The sequence below is a fragment of the Trichocoleus sp. ST-U1 genome, assembly GCF_039961835.1.
Lineage (GTDB): Bacteria > Cyanobacteriota > Cyanobacteriia > Cyanobacteriales > FACHB-T130 > FACHB-T130.
Genome location: NZ_JAMPJZ010000073.1, coordinates 1 through 20,834 on the forward strand (window position 1 = coordinate 1; position 20,834 = coordinate 20,834).

Genomic DNA, 20,834 nt, shown 5'->3' on the forward strand with positions numbered 1-20,834 from the left:
CATTTAAGTTGGAATGCGGCAAAGAAACCCAACTCGATTAAGCATTGGTTGGGTTTCTTTGTTGTTGGGTTTAACCTACTGTTATTGAGAATGCGATCGCTTACTTTTAGCGGTTGCCTTTCTTAGCGTTTTAAACAGTTTGTAGGTGCTTGTTTCAGTTGATTGTGGCGATAAAAACCATTTAAGTTAAGCAAAGCAGAACGATAGCGAACTTTTCTGACATTGTTCCTGCCAGGGCTATTCAGCCTGTCAATTACAGTAGCTCTCGCAACTTTCAAGTAACCCTGATTGTCCCAATTAACTAACCGGGTGCCTGATGAGTTTGGCGGTATATTTTGCCGACCAATATCTCCGACAATTTCTATCGCTTCGCCGCTAACAGTTCTCTTATTAACTACACCGCTAACACAAGCGGTTACTTCGCCCAAAGTTTTGGTATCGTAAAGGTCTCCGACTAGGCGATTTCCTTTTTTACTAAATACATAACAATGACCTAAATCTACACCCTGCTGGTTCCCAGTGCCTGAGGGAGGTTTGCTACAAAATGTGTAATTACCATTCGATAGGCTTTGAATAGACTGAACTGGGGTTGGGGTTGGGGTTGAAGTGCTGGATGCGATCGCTGTAATTTTTAACGGTGTAGCTGCCCAACGTTCATTAGGATAGATTTCTTTTACTTCACCACTGAATGTAATTGCTTTTCCTTCTGCCTTGAAACTATCAGGAAGATTACAAGTTGCATATCTTATACCATTCTGTCCTTCAGTTACGATGACATAAGTTTCACCAACCAGTGTCACTTTACCCTTTTTGTCTTTCACAGTTTCTACGGTTTTTCTATCGTCATAGGTACATGTAGAAGAAAGCTGTGCCAATTTGGAGGGTGATGTCTGTGATACAGTTAGTCGCTGGGTTGATTCTGAAGATTGGGCGATCGCAAGGACGTGTTTCCCAGAGGTGATTGTTCCCAAAAGGGTGAGAAATAAGCTAAAAAATAAAATTGATTTCCGGCTATTACTCATTTTGATTGTTCTCGGTAAACTAATTGTATACAACACCAATGTAGAAAGCGTTTCCGAAAACTCTGAGTTGATTATGTGTCAGTATTTGAACTGACATAGGAAGGCTGGCGAAGCTGCGAATTCTATTTGCTAAGATTATTCTCTTTCATCCTTACTCGTACATCTGTTTATGGTTTGCTAAAAGCTGTAAATATATCTCATTTATCTTTGCTTGCATCCATTTCTCTTTAAAGATTGCGGCTGATTCAGCTTTCACCGGATCTACTTCATTGGGTAAAATATCTTTCCTTGCTTGAAGCAGGGCTTCTTTAGAAGTTTCTTTTTGAGGATTTGACTTAAATTTTCTGCCGCTTTTATGATTGGCATATCTGCGCGATCGCGTATAACCCATTTGTAAAAACTTCCGTGCCATATCCGCGCCAACAAAATCATCTTGTTCTAGGTAATCCAGAAACATCTGGTAAATTTTTTCGCTCGATTCTCTGGCAATCTCTGGAGTTTTAAAGCGCCAGTAGGGAAGAATTTCTGATTTGTAGGGTTCTACCAAAAGCACCCCCTGCTCGCCCTTACCCACGCGATAAAGTTCGGGAGAAGAGCGAAAATCGATTGCCTTAAAATCTAAAGTGTAATCAAAGGGCATGATAATTTTTATTTTGAATAATAGACTTAAAGAAAAAAGTCTTGCTTCTATCGAAAGTAACGAAAGGAGTCTTTTCTGTCATGCTATCTAGCCCCCAATCCGTCAACACTGCCCTTTCCACAGGGGATCTGCGGCGAGTCCACCACATTGCCTTGAACGTCCACGATCTGCAAGCTTCCCGGCACTTCTACGGGGGTATCCTGGGTTTGTACGAACTGACGGGTGAAGAAGTGCCGACCACATTGCGATCGCTTGTAGCATCAGGCAAAGTTACCAATTTCGTCACCCCCGATGGTACCGTCCTCGACTTGTTTTGGGAGCCGGATTTGCCACCCCCAGACAATGACCCGCATCGCGCTTTTACCCGCGCCAATCACCTCGCCTTTGACATCGACCCGCAGTTGTTCGAGCGGGCGGTCGAGGTGCTAAAACAAAATCAAGTGCCCATCGATCATGGCCCTGTCAGCCGTCCCACCGGACGAGGCATTTACTTTTACGACCCGGATGGATTCCTGATTGAAATTCGCTGCGATCCAGCAGAAACTAAAAAGGAAAGTATCTAGTGGAGCGTGCAACCAGTGCAGCTAATTAAGGTGATGGAAGAGGCGTTAAACAAGCCTCCGATTCAATATGAACCACACAAGCACACGCTGAAAGCTTGGGCGATGTATTGTCTGAGAGACAGAGGATTTAAAGTGGTTTATGCGGAAAAAGCCGATTTTGCTGTTGAAACTCGTGGCGGCGAGAAGCTCTATTTTAAAGTGGCAAATAGTGCAGAGAATTTAGACGGGAAATCTGGCTGGATAGTATTGGATAGCTCAACGAATAACGTCAGCATAACTGCACCTCAGCAATAAGTAAGCGGATGCAATTAAATTGAAGATGTTCGTAGGTTGGGGAGCCACTTGCGTGCGGGGGAAACCCCCGCACGCAAGTGGTGTTTGACTTGGGAAACCCAACCCCTGCATAGATTTCGCTATCGCTCACCCATCGTATACATCACTAATTTCACTTAGCTTAAGTTGTCCTGATTGTATTGAGATTTACTGCCTTCTCCTGGCGAGAGGAACTACCTTATCTACATCTTGTGTGTAATCAACGACCAAGACACTAAAACACCAAGGCAACAGGCGATCGCTTCTAGAAAAATCTACCTTCGTAGGGAGGTTGAAGGCTAGGCGATCGCTGAGCATAGTATCAGGACTTTAAAATTTTCTATTGTGTCAATTTAAGGAAAAAAACCATGATGGGAACGCTTTTTACCTGGGTAGCTACGGCTCTTAGCCTGCTAATTGTTGATTTACTTGTTCCAGGTGTTAATATTGCTACATTTCCTGCTGCTTTAATTGCTGCTGTAGCGATTGGCTTAGTCAATGCCGGAGTTAAGCCAACTCTATCTTTCCTATCTATGCCGCTTAACTTCGTCAGCTTAGGAACATTTTCGCTTGTCGTTAACGGGATATGTTTCTGGGTGGCTTCAATTTTGGTTCCCGGATTTAGTATGCATGGGATTTTAGCTTTTTTGTTGGCACCCGTCGTTCTATCTTTTGCGAATACTTTCATCAGCAAATATTTTGCTGAGAGAAACGCGGGTGTACTAACCGGCAGCAGTAGTGACTTGAAAACTCAAGGTTAATCTCTATCCAGAGAAGTAAAATTGATAGAGATTAAAAAAAGGAGGAAAGCTAGATGCTGTTCCTCCTTTTTTAGTTTGCAAGCTAGAAAGATGAATGCAGTTTTGTATACCATCTATCAAAACGAAGATAATTCGTTAGGGGGAGGTCTTCAATTACTTGATTTAGGAGAATAAGACTAATAAGAGTTTAAATAAGAAAGTTGAAGTAGTCTCATGAAATTACTCCGGATTCTGGCTGGTCTTCTCGTGCCTCCTTTAGGCATTTTTCTGACAGTTGGTGTTGGCCCAACTTTATTCATCAACATTTTGCTTACGGTTCTGGGTTGGCTTCCCGGTAGTATTCATGCAGTTTGGGTAATCGTGAAGCACGAAGAAAGAATGGCTGGAGGAGAAAACGTATACTAAGCCAAGGTTAGTTAGACGCTTCTATCCCTTGTAGCGCTAGTAGTGGGAGTAGAAGTCTTTCTCGAGTGCTGGTTGCGTGTTAAAACCCTACTGCAAGTTTAAAAATTGAGTTTAAAAAACAGAACCAGCTAAGTCTTAGCTGGTTCTGTTTTAATTAATGGTGAGGATCTTTAGGAGTCCCTGATTTACTGACATGTTCCTTTTCGCGAATTGCATCTGCTGCTGTTCGTAACAACTCACTCAAGATTTGACGTACCTGACGTTCTTTCTTAGCGATCGCTACCCCCGCATCACCCAGTTTTTCTTCAACCTGCGATCGCTTTTGTTCTACCTGCTGAACCATTATTTCAGCTTGAGGGCGGGAACGGTCGTACCAGTGCTTCGCTTCGTCCAGGTACCCTTTCACGTCCTCGGCGCGTCCCCCGTAACGTGCAGCTAAATTCGCTCGGAGAATCGCTAGTTGAGCTTGCAGTTGAGCATAACGCTCTTTCAGCGATGCGACCTCGTCACTGTTTTTGAGGTTATTAATCGCAGACTCCAGAGCAGTTTTGGTAGAAGGCGAGGTATCTTTACCAGATTCTTCGATGTCTACTAGCAGCTTATCAATTTCTTGCTGGAGTTCATTTTCTTCGTTGTCCAGTTGAGCTTGTAGCTGTTTAACCTCTGCTTGCGTTTTCGCAATATTTCGATGTCTTAGATGGCTAAAGCCTTCAACCGCTCCCTCAATCGTAGCCGTGACTTCTTCTTTGAGTTCGCCACCTTTATCTTGCAAGTTTTCCAGAACCACAGAAACCGCATCTTTAACAATTGAGCGAAGTTCGGTGGAACCTTCCTTAAACTCCGAACCCACCTGAGAGACAGCAGATTGAACAATTTCCCGAATCCGCTCTGCTCTGAGCTGTCCTGTTTCTTTAGCTTGATGGAGATCGGTTGTAATTTGTTCTTTGATTTTATTATTAGGCATTTTCTTCCTCGGTTTGTAGTAGTTGATTTAGATGAAGCTTTAATTAAACTACTTGTACAAGCTTTCCAGCAAAAAAGAGGTTATAATTCGCTTCTTCTATCTTGGCGCGATCGCTTAAAAATCGGTACTTCCTTTAGGTAGAAAACTGCTAATTCTGTCTTCGCTAACTAGCGAGCGGGAAAGCAGCAGCGATCGCCCAACCGAAAAACAATGCACTCCCCAGTGCGTAACTCCACACATTATTAAGTTGGCTGCCAGCAAAGGAGAAAATACCCATCGCTAGCGGAAATAGCGGCAGCAACAGGTAAATAAAACCAAGTTTCGGAACCAAGTACACCGCCAAAATAAAGCCGCCTACTAGCAGCACGCTTTGCCACAACCACCACGCTACCCGCGAGAGTACCCCAGCATCCTGTTGCGCCACTCCCGACGCTAGAAACCAAGGAAGGCAAGCCAACGACAGCAAAGGCCAAAGCTTCAGACGTGCTGGAATTAGCCACCATTGCAGCCACACCGACTGTGCCATTGCCCCGAAACCCACCCAAAGCAGTACAAACAGCCCCAAGCCTATCCCCAGCACCCTGAGTGTAGGACGTTGTAGGCGCAAGAGAATCCCCAGCCAGACGATGCCTGCCACAAAGAACCAAATTCCGATTGCACCGCCGACGAGGACGCCACCCAAGCTGTCAATTTCCCCCATACGGCTCAGCAATAGGAGTGAAGCGCTGGCAAGGAATGGAGCTAAGAACGAACCTAGCAAGCTTTGTAGCGGATGCACCTTTGCCTTGGGTGTAGTCGCCGGGTCAGCAACAGCAGGGGCAACGGCGAAAAGGAACAACAGCCATGCCACCAGATGCAATGCATACCAAGCCATCCGACGGTCAATATAGTTACTGCTACTCTGAATTCTGAAGGTAGCATCGAGCCACGTTCGGGCAGCTTGGTGGCTGATATTGCGGAGGAGAATGGTGATGTGTTCGGCGTTCGGGATGATAACGAGCGATCGCGCCCTTCCCCCAGCAAAGTTATCGTTTTCTCCTCCCGCCGCCGCCAGCAACCGCTGGGCATTCTTCACAAATCCACCTTCCCAACTCCCGGCTTGTAGCTGAAGATTGCGCGGGATAGAAGGCGTTACTCCCGCACCCGTCGGTGAGACGGCAACCGTTGCCGCAAAGCGGTCGGGATTGCGGATACCCGCCGACATCACCGCACCGCTACCCATTGAGTGCCCCAGCAGCGCCAAGCGGCTAGGATCGACCTCTGGTTGCTCCAACAGGGCAGCATAAGCCACATTCAGGTCTTGCTGAAGTGAATCGCGCTGGAGGGGTGCTGGATTCGCGCCATGTCCGCCGAAATCCCACAGCATCACGGCATACCCCGCGTGCGCCAAAACGTGCGCGTAGCCGAGCATTAACTGCTTAGAACCCGCATAGCCGTGCGCCACCAGCACACCGGGTATTTTCTCAGAACCCTGTTCAAAACCCTCTGGTGCGACGTACAGCATCGGCAACCCCTTGTCTGAGAATGTGTCTGAGAACGTTCGCGTCACCAATCCAGTCCGCGCTGCCGCCACCCCCCACCAGGAAAGTGCAATCAGCAACAGCGCCACAATTAGCGAAAATAAGCGCTTGCGAGTCATATCAATCCTTAACTCCGGAGTTAGGCTTAGGGTGATAACCCTTGATATGATGCATCAGATTGCGTCAGAGCAACTCAGAGTTTTCGCGATCGCACACCCCCAATATCAATGGAGACTGAAGTTATGTGGCTGGTAACGATTCGCTGTTCGGGCGATGCTTGGAAACGCAATGGGACTACCTGTAAAGAGATCGCAGACAAGTATCAAAGCACTTGTATCTCTTCCAAAAAAACGCCAGATGGTCAGCGCTTCATGGAATACAAGGTTGAAGAGGTCGGAGATGCGGAATCTTTCCAAGACGAGTGTTTAAGTCTTGAAGGATTCACCGCTTCCTTTGAGGCACTTTGACATCAGGCACTTTAAAATCGGTGCTTTTGGTCGCTTGTCCAGAATTATTCTCCCCAATTCCCACCCGCCGCTTAAGCTTCAAATTAGGAAGTCAAGAAAGAAGCCCAAGCTTATGTTTAGAGTCATCACCCCTGAATTTTCCCAAGACTTTGAAAGATGGACGGACGCATTAAATACTGCTAAGTCCCTGCAACCGAAATGTAAAGGTCTATTTCAAGACATCCGTATTTTTGATGGAAAAGAACTGGTATGGGTGTACAGCCGTTCTCACACTTATCCTCAATTTGTTGGCGCTGGCACCTATAACCGATTGGCACGCTTATTTCTTCAGGAAGCGACAGAAGACGGCGAAGTTGATGGAGAAGATACTGATTCTTAAAATAGCGGATGCGCCGCTGGTGATTAATTTAATCGAAACCGAGGAAAACTCTTTTGAAGAAGCTACTAACCGTCTTACTTCTAACATTCAGTGTGCTAATTGCCTTTCGCATTCCAGCTTTAGCCGCAGATACTGCTAACGGTGCCAAAATCTTTAGCGTCCAATGTGCAGGTTGCCATCTCAACGGCGGCAATATTATCAGACGCGGGAAGAATCTGAAACTCAAGGCATTAAAACGGAATGGTATGGATAACGTGGAAGCGATCGCATCCATCGTCGCCAACGGCAAAAACAATATGTCGGCATACAAAGGCCGCTTAAGCGAACAAGAAATCCAAGCTGTTTCCGCTTATGTGTTAGAACAAGCTGAGAAAGGCTGGCGTTCTTAACAAGTTGCTGGTCGCTGACATCATATAACTAAGACACACAAATCTCAGTCTAGAGGTGCTATATGTCTGAAACCCAGCCAAACCAAATGGTAAATCTCAGTAGCTTTGCTGACTGGTGTTTGCACAAAGATAGCCTTTCAGAAGCAGCAAGGCATACAGTTGAGGTGCTGTTACATAAAGCTGGTACTTGGGACTGCTATGAAGCGGATCTAATACTTTCATACTGCACTGATTTAAATCTCAGTTGTAATCAAATTACCGAATTGAGTCCGCTTTCTGGGTTAATCAACCTCACCCAACTGAGTCTCACTGGAAATAAAATTACCGAATTGAGTCCACTTTTGGGATTAACCAACCTCACGCGCCTGAATCTCACTGGCACTCAAATTAACGACTTGAGTTCACTTTCAAGGTTAACAAACCTTACACAACTGAATCTTAGTAACAATCAAATTACCAACTGGAGTCCGCTTTCTGAGTTAACAAACCTTACCCGCCTGTTTCTTTGTAGTAATCAAATTACCGACTTGAGTCCGCTTTCTGGGTTAACCAACCTTGCTGGACTAAATCTCAGTAGCAATCAAATTACTGACTTGAGTCCACTTTCTGGGTTAACTAACCTCACCCAACTGATTCTCAGTAGCAATCAAATTACCGACTTGAGTCCGGTTTCTGGGTTAATCAACCTCACCCAACTGTATCTCGGTAACAATCAAATTACCGATTTGAGTCCGCTTTCTGGGTTGACCAACCTCACCCAACTGTATCTCGGTAACAATCAAATTACCGATTTGAGTCCGCTTTCTGGGTTAACCAACCTTACCAAACTGTATCTCCGAGGCAATCCAATTTTTAATCGAAGTCTGTTGCGATCGCTTCAACAGAAATGGCGCACTCTCTCAACGAAGCCAATCGATGTTCAAAAAGCCAAAAAAGCTATCAAATCTGCCTATAGAATGATTGGCAAAGAAGAAGCAGAAGTTCTTTTTTGCCGGAGTCCACAGGCGGGGTGTACTCAACTATTCAACTTGCTCAAAATAGACAATACACCAGAAGAACAAACATTTGGGCAGATGAAATCCCTGCTCGTGTGGGGAGAGTCTCTATCAAAGCAGCTCCAATGGTTTTTGGAAGGACTTCCGTGTCAAGCGTTGTGGAATCATATCCGGAATGAAATAGCGCCAGAGCAGATAGAACTAGAGCTGACAGCAGGCGATGAAGAAGCATGGTGGGAGCTGGATGAATTAATTAATAACTCTCCAGAACTCATCAGAGCTGATTCCAGCTCTTTTCTTGCAGAGGATATGTATCCAGTAACCCCTACAGAGTTTTTTAAGCAAATCTACGCGACTGAATTTTATGTTTCTTCGTTAGGTGTCACTCTCGACCAAAAGACGCAAGAAGCATTTGACTGTCTGAACCAGCTTTTCGAGCATTGTGGCTTGATTTTCCCGTTTGAGAAGGTTTGTGTAGTATGCGATCGCCCTACAAAACTCTCGCTCGACAACCAAGATCGTCTGCACGCCGAAGGAGAACCCGCGATTCAGTTTGCCGATGGATGGCATACGGGATATTACTATCACAGTGTAAAATTACCTGAAAAATATGGCAAACTGCATCCTCATCAATGGGAGGCGGAATGGCTTTTAGAGGAAGACAATGCAGAACTGCGTCGAGTATTAATTCAGGGGATTGGCTATGCACGAATCTGTCAAGAATTACAAGCAACTGAATTAGATTCCTGGCAAGAATACACTTTGCTAAAATTTGACGCTGATATTGATGGTTTCGAGCCTGATGATTTTGATGATGATGCTCCTCAAAAAGAGCCAATTTACTTGCTGAAAATGACCTGTCCTAGCACAAGTTTTATTCATGTTATGCGAGTTCCACCGGATATTATATCGGCTCGTGCAGCGATTCGCTGGATCAATTGGGACATCGATCCAGAAGAATTTTCAGTGCAAACCTGAATAGTAAGTTTTTAGAGTAATTACCACAAATAAACGCAGATAATTTATCAGTGTTCATCTGTATTTAAATTTCAAAACTAGAGTATTGAGAAAGCCCCTATCCTTTTAGTAGAGAGGTTTGGGGAGAGGTTAAGTAGGTGTATCGCCTCCAAGTTCTGACACGATAAGCAATAATTTTATCTATACATAACAAAGCGTCAACATGAATTTACCAGAATCAAGTAGATTACAATTTACTCCAGATTTGAATATCTGCCGCGTACTCAATGGAATGTGGCAAGTGTCAGGCGCACACGGAAGAATTGACTCAAAAGCTGCGATCCAAAATATGTTTGATTACATGGATGCAGGCTTCACCACTTGGGATTTAGCCGACCATTATGGCCCCGCCGAGGACTTTATTGGAGAGTTTCGGAGGCAATTGGTAGCAAGTCGAGGTGAAGAGGCGCTGTCTAACTTGCAAGCTTTCACAAAATGGGTACCAAGACCCACTAAAATGACGCGCAAGTTGGTAGAAGATAACATTAATATTTCCCTAAAAAGAATGGGAGTTGATTCCTTAGACTTGATGCAGTTTCATTGGTGGGATTACCGCGATAAAAACTACTTGGATGCGCTTAAGTATATGGCGGAACTCCAAGAGGAGGGAAAAATCAAGCATCTAGCTTTGACAAATTTTGATACAGAACATCTGAAAATTATTACCGAGGCAGGTATCAAAATTGTGTCCAATCAGGTGCAATTTTCTCTGATTGACCAGCGTCCTTTAGTGAATATGGTGCAATTTTGTCAAGAGAATGACATTCAGCTTTTTGCTTACGGGACACTCTGCGGCGGCTTGCTGTCAGAAAAGTACCTGGGACAACCAGAACCGCGAGCAGGAGAACTGAAGACGGCTAGCTTGCGAAAATACAAGAATATGGTAGATGCGTGGGGTGGCTGGAATTTATTTCAAGAGTTACTTTCTGTCCTCCAAGAGATTGCCCAGAAGTACGGGGTAAATATCTCGAATGTGGCGGTGCGTTATATTCTAGAGCAGCCAGCAGTCGCCGGTGCAATCATCGGCGCACGGTTAGGAGTGTCGGAGCATATCGAAGACAATGCCAGGGTGTTTGATTTGATACTGGATGCAGAGGATGATCGGCGAATGAATGCGATCGCTCAACAATCGCGCGATCTATACCAGGTCATCGGTGACTGCGGCGACGAGTACCGACGATAAACCGCAACTTCGCTACGGTTAACCACCCTGTAAGGGTAGCTGATTTTTTTCTTAAGATCGGATAACTAGGACAATTCAGCCCAAACACGTTTACAAACAAATCACCTATGAGTGCAAACGCCATTATTACTGATAACCCGTTACTCATCGGCAAAGGGCTGCCCCCATTTGATGCCATCAAGCCGGAACACGTCGTTCCGGCGATGACGCAGCTACTGGCTGAACTAGAACAGGAACTTGCCACCCTAGAAACTCAGGTAGAACCGACTTGGAGCGGTTTAGTCGATCCACTCCAACAGCTGGTTGAACGCTTAACCTGGAGTTGGGGCATTGTCGGTCATTTGATGGCTGTGAAGAATAGCCCCGAAATCCGCGAAGCTCACGAAACCGTTCAGCCAAAAGTGGTGCAGTTTTCCAACAAGCTGAACCAAAGTAAGCCGTTGTATGAAGCATTTAAGGCGCTGCAAAATAGCAACGCTTGGGATAGCCTGGAACCAGCCCAAAAGCGGATTGTCGAATCAGCGATTAAAGATGCCGAACTTTCCGGCGTTGGGTTGGAAGGAGAAAAGCGCGATCGCTTCAACGCTATTCAACTCGAATTAGCAGAACTTTCCACCAAGTTCTCTAACCACGTCCTCGACGCCACTAAAGCATTTAGCCTGACCCTCACCAACAAAGAGGAAGTTGACGGCTTACCGCCCAGTTTAGTGAGTCTAGCCGCTCAAACTGCCCGTGCTGCTGGCGAAGAAAATGCCACCCCTGAAAATGGCCCTTGGCGCATCACCCTGGATTTTCCCAGCTTTGGCCCTTTCTTGCAGCACAGCACCCGTCGGGACTTGCGCGAAAAGCTTTATAAAGCCTATGTCAGCCGTGCATCGAGTGGCGAGTTGGATAACACCCCACTCATCGAACGCATATTGCAACTGCGCCAAGAAAAGGCAAAGCTACTCGGTTTTGACAGTTTTGCGGAGTTAAGCTTAGCCCGAAAAATGGCTCCTAGCGTTGAAGCAGTTGAGGCGCTGCTAGATGAACTGCGCGGCGCTAGTTATGATGCTGCTAAGAAGGAATTAGAAGAATTAAAAGCGTATGCTGCTAGTAAAGGAGCCGCAGAAAGCAGCGACTTGAAGCACTGGGATATCAGCTTTTGGTCGGAACGCCAGCGGGAAGAAAAGTTCGCCTTCAGTGCAGAAGAGTTACGCCCTTACTTCCCCTTACCGCAAGTGCTAGATGGGCTATTCAGTCTCGTAAAACGGTTATTTGGCATTACCGTCACGGCGGCTGATGGTCAAGCCCCAGTGTGGAATGAGGATGTGCGTTACTTCCAGATTGCCGATGAAACAGGCAATGCGATCGCATACTTCTATTTAGATCCTTTCAGCCGTCCAGCCGAAAAGCGCGGCGGTGCCTGGATGGACGAGTGCCTAGTCCGTGCCAAAATTATCGAAGCTGGCACGCCCACCACACGCTTACCCGTCGCCTATTTGGTCTGCAACCAGACTCCCCCAGTCGATGGCAAACCCAGCCTGATGACCTTTGGCGAGGTAGAAACCTTATTCCACGAATTCGGTCACGGCTTGCAGCATATGCTGACCAAGGTGGATTATCCGGGTGCAGCAGGCATCAACAATGTGGAATGGGATGCGGTAGAATTACCCAGCCAGTTCATGGAAAACTGGTGCTATGACCGACCCACTTTGATGGGAATGGCGAAGCACTACGAAACCGGGGAAACCTTACCAGAGCATTATTACCAAAAGCTTTTGGCAGCACGCAACTACATGAGCGGTACTGGCACGCTGCGGCAATTGCACTTTAGCTTAGTGGATATCGAACTGCATCATCGCTATCAACCGGGTGGGAATGAAACGGTGGCTGATGTGCGAAACCGCATTGCCAAAACCACAACAATTTTGTCCCCTCTGCCAGAAGACTCCTTTTTATGCGGGTTTGGACATATCTTTGCTGGCGGCTATGCGGCGGGTTATTACAGCTACAAGTGGGCTGAAGTTCTCAGTGCTGATGCCTTTGCAGCTTTTGAAGACGCTGGCTTAGAAGATGAGACGGCTGTAGCTTCTACAGGTAAGCGCTTCCGCGACACCGTGTTGGCGCTGGGTGGTAGCTTGCACCCGATGGAAGTGTTCAAGTCCTTCCGGGGACGGGAACCGAGTACGGAGCCTTTACTGCGCCATAGCGGCTTAGCCGTGGCGTCGAGTTAAGGAATCATTTCGCCGGGAAATCTCGCCGGGAGTAGAGAGAAATCCCATCCTGTAGAGACGTAGAATTTTGCGTCTCTACAATCCCTAATATTTTGCACAATCTTTGTGCGTTCACACTTGTGCCTTAACACTTGTGCGTTAACACTTAGTCATCCGACTTGATAATTTTGCTGAGTTTTATAAAATTAATACTTGCATATAAGCAAGGATTCGCAAATGCCGTCTAATGTTGTTGTTGGGAATGCTCATACTGAAGGTACAAGTCGTTCTGGTTGGTTTCTCGGTCATTTTATAAACCCAATCGATGACATTCGTTCGACTTCCAGCCTAGAAGTGAAATGGGGTATTCACGCAGCAGGAGATGGTAGATCCGAGTGGGCAATGAATGAGGAAGCAACTACACTTTCTATCCTGATTAAAGGACGATTTCACGTTAAATTTCCAGAGCAAGAAGTCTTATTGTCTCGTGAAGGCGACTACGTTCTCTGGTCTCCAGGCGTGCCCCATTCTTGGTCTGCCGAGTCAGATTGTACCATTCTGACTGTCCGCTGGCCCTCGAAGTTGGGAGATAGTGTAGCAGTTAGTTAATTGCTTTCAATATCGCGTTAATCATCAAAAAAATTCATGTTTGCACAGAAAATTCTTCTGGATTAATTCCCCAATTCACCCAAGCGATCGCTTCCCGCGCCGATATTATCTCAGGTGGTACGCGCAACGCATGAATAAATCCGGTGCTTGGGCAAGTCATCTTTAACAAAGATATTGGCTCAACATCAATATCGGTATCAATTTTTAATAAACTGTATTCTTGATAAGAATCTAACGCAATTGCCCCTAGTTCCTGGGCGATTCTTTCGTAGCCAATGCCCTGAATTAGCACTCGCCGCAGTTCAGCGTTATCTTCATCTATTATCCATTGTGCTTCCCACTGATTCGGATGTAGCTTTCCGTATTTTTCAGGTAATGTCACGCCATGATAAGCATAGAGGCTGTATCCGTCTGCAAATTGTATCGCGGGTGCGCCTTCTGCGTGGAGACGCTGCTGGTTGTCCAAGCAGAGGATGCGAGGGCGATCGCAGACAATTACCATCTTCTCATAAGGGAAAATACAACCGCAATTCTTGGCTATTGTCTGAAATGCTTCCCATTCTTTTTGCTTATACTCAAAATTTAATACGTTAATGCAAAAGTCATACAAACTGCCCGAACTAACCCATTGAGCGGGTTCAATATATATATCATCATTACCAAAGATAATATTCAGTAGGTTTTCCTGTTGGCTAAGGTTATCCGTTTCCTGGGATATGCGATTTGCAAGTTGATGATTCGTTTCACTTCCTATGAGTAAATCCTGTAGTATTAACCGATCCACCAAATTATTTGGTATTGGTATATCAAGCTGTACCCACATTTCCTCGCATAGCTTCTGTATTTGCTTTTCTTTAAATTCTATTTCCTCCCATAGTTGATTTCGCACTTGCTCCATTGTTTGGAAGAACATTATAAGTTCCTCCGTTAGTAACCCCTCTAATTTCCAACTTATATCATTATGTAGTTCGCTACCCAGTCGGCTCATAACTGTATTACAAAAACTAGACTTTATAGCTGATAATAAATAGTCGGAAAAATCTTGGTTAAATATTCTTCTGGTTTCATACAATTCTCCATATATTCTATTTTTATCTATGACTAATTGTTTGTCGCTACCTACTGCATAAGGACTATCGTAAAAAAGTATCTCTGGTTCAGATAATTCAATCAAAATATAAACTGCTTTTACCGCTTTAGCAGCTTTTTCTCTATCAATTGGCTCAGTTGAATATGCTATATCTCTCCACTTCTCCCGATAAACCGGAATTAAAGCTTCTTGTTCTGGAGTCAGCTTTTCAATCTTTTCCTGTGACATACTGCGGCGGCTTTGCTGAATATATCTGGTGCAAAAAAGACCCCGGCGATTAGAAATCGCGGCTACACAAACAAAGTCCGCCTTCGCGGACTAAGAGTAAATTCCTCTTCAAACCTGCGTAGGCAGGTTTCATCTGTGTAGACGCGAATTACATTCGCCAAGGCGTTCTCATTACCCAACCTCTAAGGGCACAGGGCGCAATCTTCCGGCTACTTCAACACTGGGAAAATTTGGATCGAAAGTTAGATTTTCCAGTCCATCTTTGAGAAGTACAAAAGTATCCTCAATCTTTGCACCCCGTACACTGGGATTCCAGGCGACAGCCATATTTTCTTCCAACGTGTCATTAGTCGTCGGATTCGCTACAACTTCACGCGCCAAATATCCCGTCGTTCCACCTTGATGATGTTCGCGGATGGCATTAGGATATCCGTGCTTTTGATAAACATCAGCTAAAGTGTCATAAACTGCATTCAGAGCGATTCCAGGCTTTAAAAAATTCAAAGCTTCCGCTTCAATTTGACGCACATCACCATGCAATTTGGCGCTTTCATCCGACGAACCGAATGATACAAATCGGGTCAGATTCGCATACAAACCATGTCTTCTGGCGCAAAATACCAGCATCGCTTGCCGTCCAATCTCTTCACCTGTGGCGGTAGCATGACGGTATAGGGGCAAACGTCTCTCGCCTGCTACCAGCGTCAGAGCTGGATGTATCCCCCGCGCCCACAACGCCTCGGCACCCGCACCCGCAAGCTGATATTCTGTCCAATCTGGCTTGGCGGCTTTAAGTACCTCTGTCATCGCTTCGCTTGCCTGACGCCCTAGCTGGCGATATCGCTCCAGCTCGCTTGGTATCAAGGTTCGCTTATGCTGTTGTAGAGAGGCGGGTAATCGCTTTTCGACATGAGGAATCGGGCGATCGCTTAAAATTTTCCCCCCATTGGTCGCCTGTTGCACAAAAGATTCACGCGCCGCAGCATCAGCCCAAGGATTCGCATAATGCTGGAAATTTCCGGGAATTTCCTCATCTTTTAACCGCTGTGCTTCGATTTCATCGGTTAATATCCAGGCATCCTCAGCAGTCACCAGCACTTCTGCGATTCCAGTTTCAGCCGTCAGCAGTACGGTGCTGGAACCGCCAGCAGTCGCCCAGGCGAACCAATCGGTGCCGCGCAATCGCAACCCCTGCGCGTCAGCTTCCGTTAAGGCGTTTCGGATTAACTCTAGTTTCTGAGAGACTTCTTCACTAACTTGATTCATAACTCACCTCTTACAGCAGGAAATTCCTCCCCAGCCCCTCCCGAAAACGGGGAGGAAACTGAAGTTCTTGCCCCTTCCCTGCAAACGAAGGGATTCGGGGGTTAAGTTTTGATTCACAACCGCACAGGATTCTCAAGTGTGATGACGACAGCTTGCAACTCCTTCACCTTCTCCTCCGGAAGCGCATCATTGGCAAACATTCCTGCGGCTAGTTCGGTTCCCGCCAGGTACTTAAGCCGATCCTGAGTCCGATAGGGAGGATACAACTCTGCGTGCAGATGTGCTTCTGGGTGCGGATTTCCATCGGTGGGTGCTTGGAACCACGCCATCAAGTAAGGGAAAGGACGATTCCACAAACCGTCATACTTGAGAGTGACCGTTTTTAAGGCTTTGGCGAGTCCTTGGCGCTGCCCATCTGTCAGATCCACAAATGTAGCGGTGGGCTGAATCGGGGCAATCCAGACTTCGTAAGGGTAACGGGCGAAAGCGGGGACAAATGCGATCGCTTCCTCATCCAGATAAATAATTCGCTGATTATCCAAAATCTCTTTTTGGATCAAATCTTGCAGCAAACCCCGCTGATGTTCCTGATAATACGCTTGTTGCCTCTCTAACATCCGCGCTGGGACGGGTGGAACAAAGGGATAAGCGTAGATTTGCCCGTGGGGATGCTGTAAAGTCACCCCCATTTCGACCCCTTTATTCTCAAAAGGCAGTACATACTGAATCTGGGGCATTTCGCCTAAAGCGCGAGTGCGATCGCCCCAAACTTGCAACAATAACTCTAATTGATCCAGTTCTAAAGAACTGAGGGAAGCTTGCGGATCTTGCGTAAATACGACCACTTCGCACGCGCCGTTTGCTGGGAGAGTCTGCACAATGCTAGCGGGTGGATTGTGCGCCCCCAAAGCCATTGAGGGAAAGCGGTTGTCGAACACCGCCATATCATATTTCCCCTGCGGGAGTTCCGTCGGAAACTGAGGATCTTTGGTAGGTGCTAACGGATTGTATTCTGGGGGCGGCATAAAAGTCCGCCCCTGACGGTGACTTGCATAAGCAATCCATTCGCCCCGCAACGGATGCCAGCGCAGGTGAGGATTCGCCTGCACTGGCTCATTACTAGGGCTAGTGGCTGTAATTTCCTCCGCAATGGGGAATCTGCTGTATAGAATCAGCTTGCGACCATCCGGCTTCAACAGCTCCTGGGAATACATTGTTTTCTTGCCCCAATGCAGCTTTAACTGTTGTGAGCATAACGTCCTCTTCGTCTTCCTCACCCCTGCCTAGAGTTGCATATGCGATCGCTTCGATGGGAAATTTCGGAGTCCGGTCGGCATATAGCAGTCCGTTCGCTTCTTGGTAGGTATCGGTCAACTGGGTGTAACAAAAACCGCTAAATAACTCGACTCGGTTTACCACATCTAGTAGCGCCGTATACCGGATTTGCAGTTCGGAGACATCATGGGAACGCACATATCCCCAAGCTTTTTTATCTTCCCGACCCGCATAAGCAATACCGCCAAACTCAGTCAGCATAATCGGCTGTCCTTGATGAGGATAGCCATCCAGCGTCAGAACCCGCCCACCCGGACGTTGGCGATCGAAAAGGTCTGATAGCTTCACTTCTGGACCGTAGCGTTTTGCCATCCGAGTCGGCTTATTATCGTAGTCGTGGATAGCCAAAATATCGGTCGCCGCACTTTCCCAACCGTCGTTACCGATGACTGGACGAGTTGGATCGAGAGTCTTGGTCAAATGATACAGTGCTTGGACGCAGTGCTGGTGGGCTGCTGTCGCTGTCAAATCGGGAACACCCCAAGATTCGTTGAAGGGCACCCAGACCACAATGCAAGGATGGCTGGCATCGCGTTCAATGACCTCAGTCCACTCCTTGGTAATCCGTTCCACCGCTTTAGGAGAGAAGCGATAGGCGCTGGGCATTTCTTCCCAAACCATCAGTCCTAGCACATCTGCCCAATACAAGAAGCGGGGGTCTTCAATCTTCTGGTGCTTGCGAACCCCGTTGAATCCCATTGCTTTGACTAGTTCAACATCTTGCCGCAACGCTTCATCGGAAGGTGCGGTCATCAGAGTTTCCGGCCAATAGCCTTGGTCTAGAACCAGTCGCAGATAGTAGGGACGACCATTGAGCATAAAGCGATCGCGCTGGATTCCCACCGTCCGCATTGCGGTATAAGACTTGATTTCATCCAGCAACTCGCCATTAGACCACAACTGCACCTCAACATCGATCAGAGTTGGCTTTTCCGGACTCCAAAGCAACTCGTTGCGGTAGTCGTCAATACCAGGGTCAGAAAGGGCAATCCGTCGGTGAATCTCTCCGTGGATTACTTCATAGGTATCGTTGACTAGCAACTGGCAGCCAACGGTTAGTTTTACCTTTACCTCGATGCCATCGCACTGGTCACCTGCAACAAAAGCTTCAAAGCCAATTTCCCAACGCTCAAAGTGCGGCGTCCAGCGGATGCGCTCAATATAGGTAGAAGGAACGATCTCCGCCCAAACGGTCTGCCAAATCCCAGTGGTGCGCGGGTACCAAATACTGTGCGGTTCCAGTTGCCAATCTTGCTTACCACGAGGTTTTGCCAAGTCTTGGGGGTCGTCTTGCGCCCACACTGTTACCCGCTGCGGTCCGTTCTCATTAAATACTGGCGTAATATCGATGCTGAAGGGAGTATGTCCGCCTTCATGGTCAGCCATAAATTGACCGTTGATCCACACGCGGGCGCGATAATCTACCGCCCCGAAGTGAAGCAGCACCCGACCTGCACCCTTAACAATGTTAAATTCCCGCTCATACCAGCAGTTCGGGTGAAACCCTGTGTCGCCAATGCCACTTTTTGAGGATTCTGGCGCGAAGGGAACTTCAATTGTATGCGTCCACCCGGAAACATCTGAGGGTCGAGTTATTTTCCCCTCATCGTCATAAGTAAACTTCCACGGACCGTTGAGACAAATCCAATGCGATCGCTGTAACTGCGGACGCGGATATGCTCTGTCGAACTGGTCAAAATTAGACTGAGTAGCGCCGCCAGACGCGATATAACAATTCTCCAGCCATTTCCCCAAAGAGTGCATATAGTCATCTATCCAAGGTTATATTTCTAGAGTACCCATAAATATCTGAGTACTAACTCTTTTAAGTGTTTTTCTATAAAATTTTTTAAATGTCTACACAGTCTGGATTTCAGCGATTTAAGGTTATTTTTTTCTAGCAAAAATACAGTTTAAGAACCAAGACTGTTTAATGCCATTAATACGATAAGTAATGCCTATCGTTATTACTACATCCATTTGCCAATCTTTTCCGGATCGAGGTACGTTACCTCTGTACCACATATCCGGCTACTGTGTTATCGACGCCTCAAAATTGTAAGTCTTATCGTGACTCAGATACGTAACTTTTTGTTTGAGTTTCGTTGCAGTAATAGCTTGCATAAAATCCTCTAACGACGATTTAAAATTCGTGTAATCGTTGGAGTGAATTGGGATGGCGTAGAAAGAACAATTTATTGAATTGCCTTAACGCCTTGCTTGGCATCGATTATCAGACGAATTGCGAATGCTTTTGTTCCATACAAGTGCAGCAAAACCAAATCGATATCCGAATACTGTCGAGGAATTTCCTTCAGTTGTTGGTTAGCGAAGGTATTGCCAGTAATAAAGAGACGAAATGCCGTCTTCCCAGAAGCAGGTTGAAGCTTTAGCAGACTCGCATAACAGGTGGTAGTACGGCTGTGAGGAGCATCGACCCGTGTCTTCCAGGCATCGACTTAAGCTAAAAATCAACATTCCCCTTGGTAACAGTTAAAGGTTCCAAGTTTTGAGCAGATTAGGTTGCATTAAACTCCCTTCTTTATTAATTGTAGCAGTTGCGGAAAGGGAAGATATGATGGGAATGTTTGTATTCAGTTTTTGCTCGGCAATGCACTCGAAACGAACTTTGTGCATTTGCGAGAGTAGAATCAAATCGATCGACGGCAGATCGTTAAGATTTATGGCGGGATTTTTCCAGTGATGTGAGCGAAGATATTCGCCCAAATGCACTCTCTCTGGCTAATGGAAAAAATTTGGATTGGTCAGAATTGTAAATCCGGCGTTATGTCAGGATAACTGTGATGGTTGCAATTAAGAAAATTGGGAGATGTTATTAAATTGGGTTATTTGCCGTTCGCAGAAAGAGTATATTACTGTTGCTTCATTGATAACGTACCTTTTCTCAAGAGTAGGATACGTTAGCACAACGCTTGTCAGGCATTGTTAGAAGCAAAAGAGTAATAATTTTGCTGCGTTCATCGTTCAGGAACACACGCTCCAATTTCGGAGAAGAATCGCGAAAACTTAACGATTTAACGAGCCGAAGCAGGCTGGACAGGCGAGCTGGTAGATTTCAGCTTTGGTGAATATGCTGACTTTGACAAGGTTTCTGATATAGGATTAACATTAGCTCGCGCTAAGCTTCCTAAACTTTGAAATCCTTCTGACTTATTAAAGGTTTCCAAAACCTGATCTAAACCCGTCATCTCCAATAAAATCCTAACCTGTTCGCTCTTGGAATAAAGTAAAATTTTGCAACCTGCGGAGCGGGTAAGCCTCACCATTGAAACAAGAGCCATTAAGCCAGAACTACTGATAAAAGTGACATTTTTGAGATCGAGGAGAACAAATTTGACTCCTGCGTCGATCAGATTCTCAATTTCTTGATGAAACTGAGCTGCTCTAGAGCTATCAAAAATGTCTGGGGATTTAACAATTTTAAAAAGAACGTTCATCTTAAAAACCTCAATGGGTAAATGGACTAAGGTGGG

At 46.1% G+C, this 20,834-nt stretch carries 21 protein-coding genes; 11 read left to right on the top strand and 10 right to left on the bottom strand.

From position 1 onward, the window contains the following. Positions 1–122: 122 nt before the first annotated feature. Positions 123–1,022, bottom strand: coding sequence for a hypothetical protein (locus tag NDA06_RS20800; protein ID WP_190985739.1), 900 nt, complete (start codon positions 1,020–1,022; stop codon positions 123–125). 151 nt (positions 1,023–1,173) lie between these two features. Further along, the gene (locus NDA06_RS20805; protein ID WP_190985740.1) at positions 1,174–1,662 is read right to left on the bottom strand and encodes a DUF4385 domain-containing protein; all 489 of its coding nucleotides are present in this window, start codon (positions 1,660–1,662) and stop codon (positions 1,174–1,176) included. Between the two features lie 80 nt (positions 1,663–1,742). Here NDA06_RS20805 and NDA06_RS20810 point away from each other — a divergent pair, with 80 nt between their 5' ends. Together NDA06_RS20810 and NDA06_RS20815 are read left to right on the top strand one after the other, a co-directional pair. Then, a complete protein-coding gene (locus NDA06_RS20810) occupies positions 1,743–2,225 on the top strand; it encodes a VOC family protein (RefSeq protein WP_190985741.1) in 483 nt (160 codons plus the stop codon). Between the two features lie 15 nt (positions 2,226–2,240). Further along, positions 2,241–2,519 (top strand): hypothetical protein, encoded by a 279-nt coding sequence (locus NDA06_RS20815; protein ID WP_190429277.1) that lies wholly within the window; start codon positions 2,241–2,243, stop codon positions 2,517–2,519. Positions 2,520–2,705: 186 nt separating this feature from the next. Here NDA06_RS20815 and NDA06_RS20820 read toward each other — a convergent pair whose 3' ends face one another. After that, a complete protein-coding gene (locus NDA06_RS20820) occupies positions 2,706–2,855 on the bottom strand; it encodes a hypothetical protein (protein WP_190429278.1) in 150 nt (49 codons plus the stop codon). Positions 2,856–2,905: 50 nt separating this feature from the next. Here NDA06_RS20820 and NDA06_RS20825 point away from each other — a divergent pair, with 50 nt between their 5' ends. Both NDA06_RS20825 and NDA06_RS20830 read left to right on the top strand, forming a co-directional pair. Continuing rightward, positions 2,906–3,298, top strand: a complete 393-nt coding sequence (locus tag NDA06_RS20825; protein WP_190429279.1) for a phage holin family protein — start codon at positions 2,906–2,908, stop codon at positions 3,296–3,298. A 213-nt stretch (positions 3,299–3,511) separates the two neighbouring features. Continuing rightward, entirely contained in the window at positions 3,512–3,703 is a 192-nt protein-coding gene (locus NDA06_RS20830; protein ID WP_190410085.1) for a YqaE/Pmp3 family membrane protein, read from the top strand. A 154-nt stretch (positions 3,704–3,857) separates the two neighbouring features. Here NDA06_RS20830 and NDA06_RS20835 read toward each other — a convergent pair whose 3' ends face one another. Together NDA06_RS20835 and NDA06_RS20840 are read right to left on the bottom strand one after the other, a co-directional pair. Further along, positions 3,858–4,667, bottom strand: coding sequence for a histidine kinase (locus NDA06_RS20835; RefSeq protein WP_190429280.1), 810 nt, complete (start codon positions 4,665–4,667; stop codon positions 3,858–3,860). 163 nt (positions 4,668–4,830) lie between these two features. Then, positions 4,831–6,306, bottom strand: coding sequence for an alpha/beta fold hydrolase (locus tag NDA06_RS20840; protein ID WP_190985742.1), 1,476 nt, complete (start codon positions 6,304–6,306; stop codon positions 4,831–4,833). Between the two features lie 108 nt (positions 6,307–6,414). On the opposite strand from NDA06_RS20840, the gene NDA06_RS20845 reads away from it, so the two are divergent. From NDA06_RS20845 to NDA06_RS20875, 7 genes are all read left to right on the top strand, one after another. Further along, on the top strand, positions 6,415–6,654 hold the full coding sequence (locus NDA06_RS20845) for a hypothetical protein (RefSeq protein ID WP_242047445.1): 240 nt from the start codon (positions 6,415–6,417) through the stop codon (positions 6,652–6,654). A 112-nt stretch (positions 6,655–6,766) separates the two neighbouring features. Further along, positions 6,767–7,033, top strand: a complete 267-nt coding sequence (locus NDA06_RS20850; protein ID WP_190985743.1) for a hypothetical protein — start codon at positions 6,767–6,769, stop codon at positions 7,031–7,033. Between the two features lie 53 nt (positions 7,034–7,086). Then, positions 7,087–7,422 (top strand): cytochrome c6 PetJ, encoded by a 336-nt coding sequence (gene petJ / locus NDA06_RS20855; RefSeq protein WP_190985744.1) that lies wholly within the window; start codon positions 7,087–7,089, stop codon positions 7,420–7,422. A 62-nt stretch (positions 7,423–7,484) separates the two neighbouring features. Continuing rightward, entirely contained in the window at positions 7,485–9,395 is a 1,911-nt protein-coding gene (locus NDA06_RS20860; RefSeq protein ID WP_348251837.1) for a leucine-rich repeat domain-containing protein, read from the top strand. Positions 9,396–9,597: 202 nt separating this feature from the next. After that, positions 9,598–10,617 carry an aldo/keto reductase gene (locus NDA06_RS20865; protein ID WP_190985746.1) on the top strand — a complete coding sequence of 340 codons (1,020 nt, stop codon included), beginning with the start codon at positions 9,598–9,600 and terminating at the stop codon, positions 10,615–10,617. Between the two features lie 107 nt (positions 10,618–10,724). Beyond that, positions 10,725–12,833, top strand: coding sequence for a M3 family metallopeptidase (locus tag NDA06_RS20870; protein ID WP_190985747.1), 2,109 nt, complete (start codon positions 10,725–10,727; stop codon positions 12,831–12,833). A 216-nt stretch (positions 12,834–13,049) separates the two neighbouring features. Further along, the gene (locus NDA06_RS20875) at positions 13,050–13,421 is read left to right on the top strand and encodes a signal peptidase I (protein ID WP_190985748.1); all 372 of its coding nucleotides are present in this window, start codon (positions 13,050–13,052) and stop codon (positions 13,419–13,421) included. Positions 13,422–13,455: 34 nt separating this feature from the next. Here NDA06_RS20875 and NDA06_RS20880 read toward each other — a convergent pair whose 3' ends face one another. From NDA06_RS20880 to NDA06_RS20900, 5 genes are all read right to left on the bottom strand, one after another. Beyond that, complete coding sequence (locus NDA06_RS20880) at positions 13,456–14,739, bottom strand: DUF6745 domain-containing protein (RefSeq protein WP_190985749.1); 1,284 nt, start codon at positions 14,737–14,739, stop codon at positions 13,456–13,458. A gap of 171 nt (positions 14,740–14,910) precedes the next feature. Next, positions 14,911–16,005, bottom strand: coding sequence for a M24 family metallopeptidase (locus NDA06_RS20885; RefSeq protein WP_190985750.1), 1,095 nt, complete (start codon positions 16,003–16,005; stop codon positions 14,911–14,913). 113 nt (positions 16,006–16,118) lie between these two features. Next, positions 16,119–17,219, bottom strand: coding sequence for a galactose-1-phosphate uridylyltransferase (galT, locus tag NDA06_RS20890; RefSeq protein ID WP_190533806.1), 1,101 nt, complete (start codon positions 17,217–17,219; stop codon positions 16,119–16,121). Further along, entirely contained in the window at positions 17,131–19,104 is a 1,974-nt protein-coding gene (locus NDA06_RS20895) for a glycoside hydrolase family 2 TIM barrel-domain containing protein (protein ID WP_190410073.1), read from the bottom strand. The genes galT and NDA06_RS20895 overlap by 89 nt, the downstream gene beginning before the upstream one ends. 1,271 nt (positions 19,105–20,375) lie before the next feature. Next, positions 20,376–20,798, bottom strand: coding sequence for an STAS domain-containing protein (locus NDA06_RS20900; RefSeq protein ID WP_190428803.1), 423 nt, complete (start codon positions 20,796–20,798; stop codon positions 20,376–20,378). Positions 20,799–20,834 lie beyond the last annotated feature (36 nt).

What these genes read in the sequence shown, in the direction of transcription:
- NDA06_RS20800 (WP_190985739.1), bottom strand. Translation starts at nt 1,022, where the DNA reads ATGAGTAATAGCCGGAAATCAATTTTATTTTTTAGCTTATTTCTCACC.
- NDA06_RS20830 (WP_190410085.1), top strand. Translation starts at nt 3,512, where the DNA reads ATGAAATTACTCCGGATTCTGGCTGGTCTTCTCGTGCCTCCTTTAGGC.
- NDA06_RS20845 (WP_242047445.1), top strand. Translation starts at nt 6,415, where the DNA reads ATGGAGACTGAAGTTATGTGGCTGGTAACGATTCGCTGTTCGGGCGAT.
- NDA06_RS20880 (WP_190985749.1), bottom strand. Translation starts at nt 14,739, where the DNA reads ATGTCACAGGAAAAGATTGAAAAGCTGACTCCAGAACAAGAAGCTTTA.
- NDA06_RS20820 (WP_190429278.1), bottom strand. Translation starts at nt 2,855, where the DNA reads ATGCTCAGCGATCGCCTAGCCTTCAACCTCCCTACGAAGGTAGATTTT.
- NDA06_RS20860 (WP_348251837.1), top strand. Translation starts at nt 7,485, where the DNA reads ATGTCTGAAACCCAGCCAAACCAAATGGTAAATCTCAGTAGCTTTGCT.
- NDA06_RS20835 (WP_190429280.1), bottom strand. Translation starts at nt 4,667, where the DNA reads ATGCCTAATAATAAAATCAAAGAACAAATTACAACCGATCTCCATCAA.
- NDA06_RS20895 (WP_190410073.1), bottom strand. Translation starts at nt 19,104, where the DNA reads ATGCACTCTTTGGGGAAATGGCTGGAGAATTGTTATATCGCGTCTGGC.
- NDA06_RS20870 (WP_190985747.1), top strand. Translation starts at nt 10,725, where the DNA reads ATGAGTGCAAACGCCATTATTACTGATAACCCGTTACTCATCGGCAAA.
- NDA06_RS20825 (WP_190429279.1), top strand. Translation starts at nt 2,906, where the DNA reads ATGATGGGAACGCTTTTTACCTGGGTAGCTACGGCTCTTAGCCTGCTA.
- NDA06_RS20885 (WP_190985750.1), bottom strand. Translation starts at nt 16,005, where the DNA reads ATGAATCAAGTTAGTGAAGAAGTCTCTCAGAAACTAGAGTTAATCCGA.
- NDA06_RS20850 (WP_190985743.1), top strand. Translation starts at nt 6,767, where the DNA reads ATGTTTAGAGTCATCACCCCTGAATTTTCCCAAGACTTTGAAAGATGG.
- NDA06_RS20840 (WP_190985742.1), bottom strand. Translation starts at nt 6,306, where the DNA reads ATGACTCGCAAGCGCTTATTTTCGCTAATTGTGGCGCTGTTGCTGATT.
- NDA06_RS20900 (WP_190428803.1), bottom strand. Translation starts at nt 20,798, where the DNA reads ATGAACGTTCTTTTTAAAATTGTTAAATCCCCAGACATTTTTGATAGC.
- NDA06_RS20805 (WP_190985740.1), bottom strand. Translation starts at nt 1,662, where the DNA reads ATGCCCTTTGATTACACTTTAGATTTTAAGGCAATCGATTTTCGCTCT.
- NDA06_RS20810 (WP_190985741.1), top strand. Translation starts at nt 1,743, where the DNA reads ATGCTATCTAGCCCCCAATCCGTCAACACTGCCCTTTCCACAGGGGAT.
- NDA06_RS20875 (WP_190985748.1), top strand. Translation starts at nt 13,050, where the DNA reads ATGCCGTCTAATGTTGTTGTTGGGAATGCTCATACTGAAGGTACAAGT.
- galT (WP_190533806.1), bottom strand. Translation starts at nt 17,219, where the DNA reads ATGTATTCCCAGGAGCTGTTGAAGCCGGATGGTCGCAAGCTGATTCTA.
- NDA06_RS20865 (WP_190985746.1), top strand. Translation starts at nt 9,598, where the DNA reads ATGAATTTACCAGAATCAAGTAGATTACAATTTACTCCAGATTTGAAT.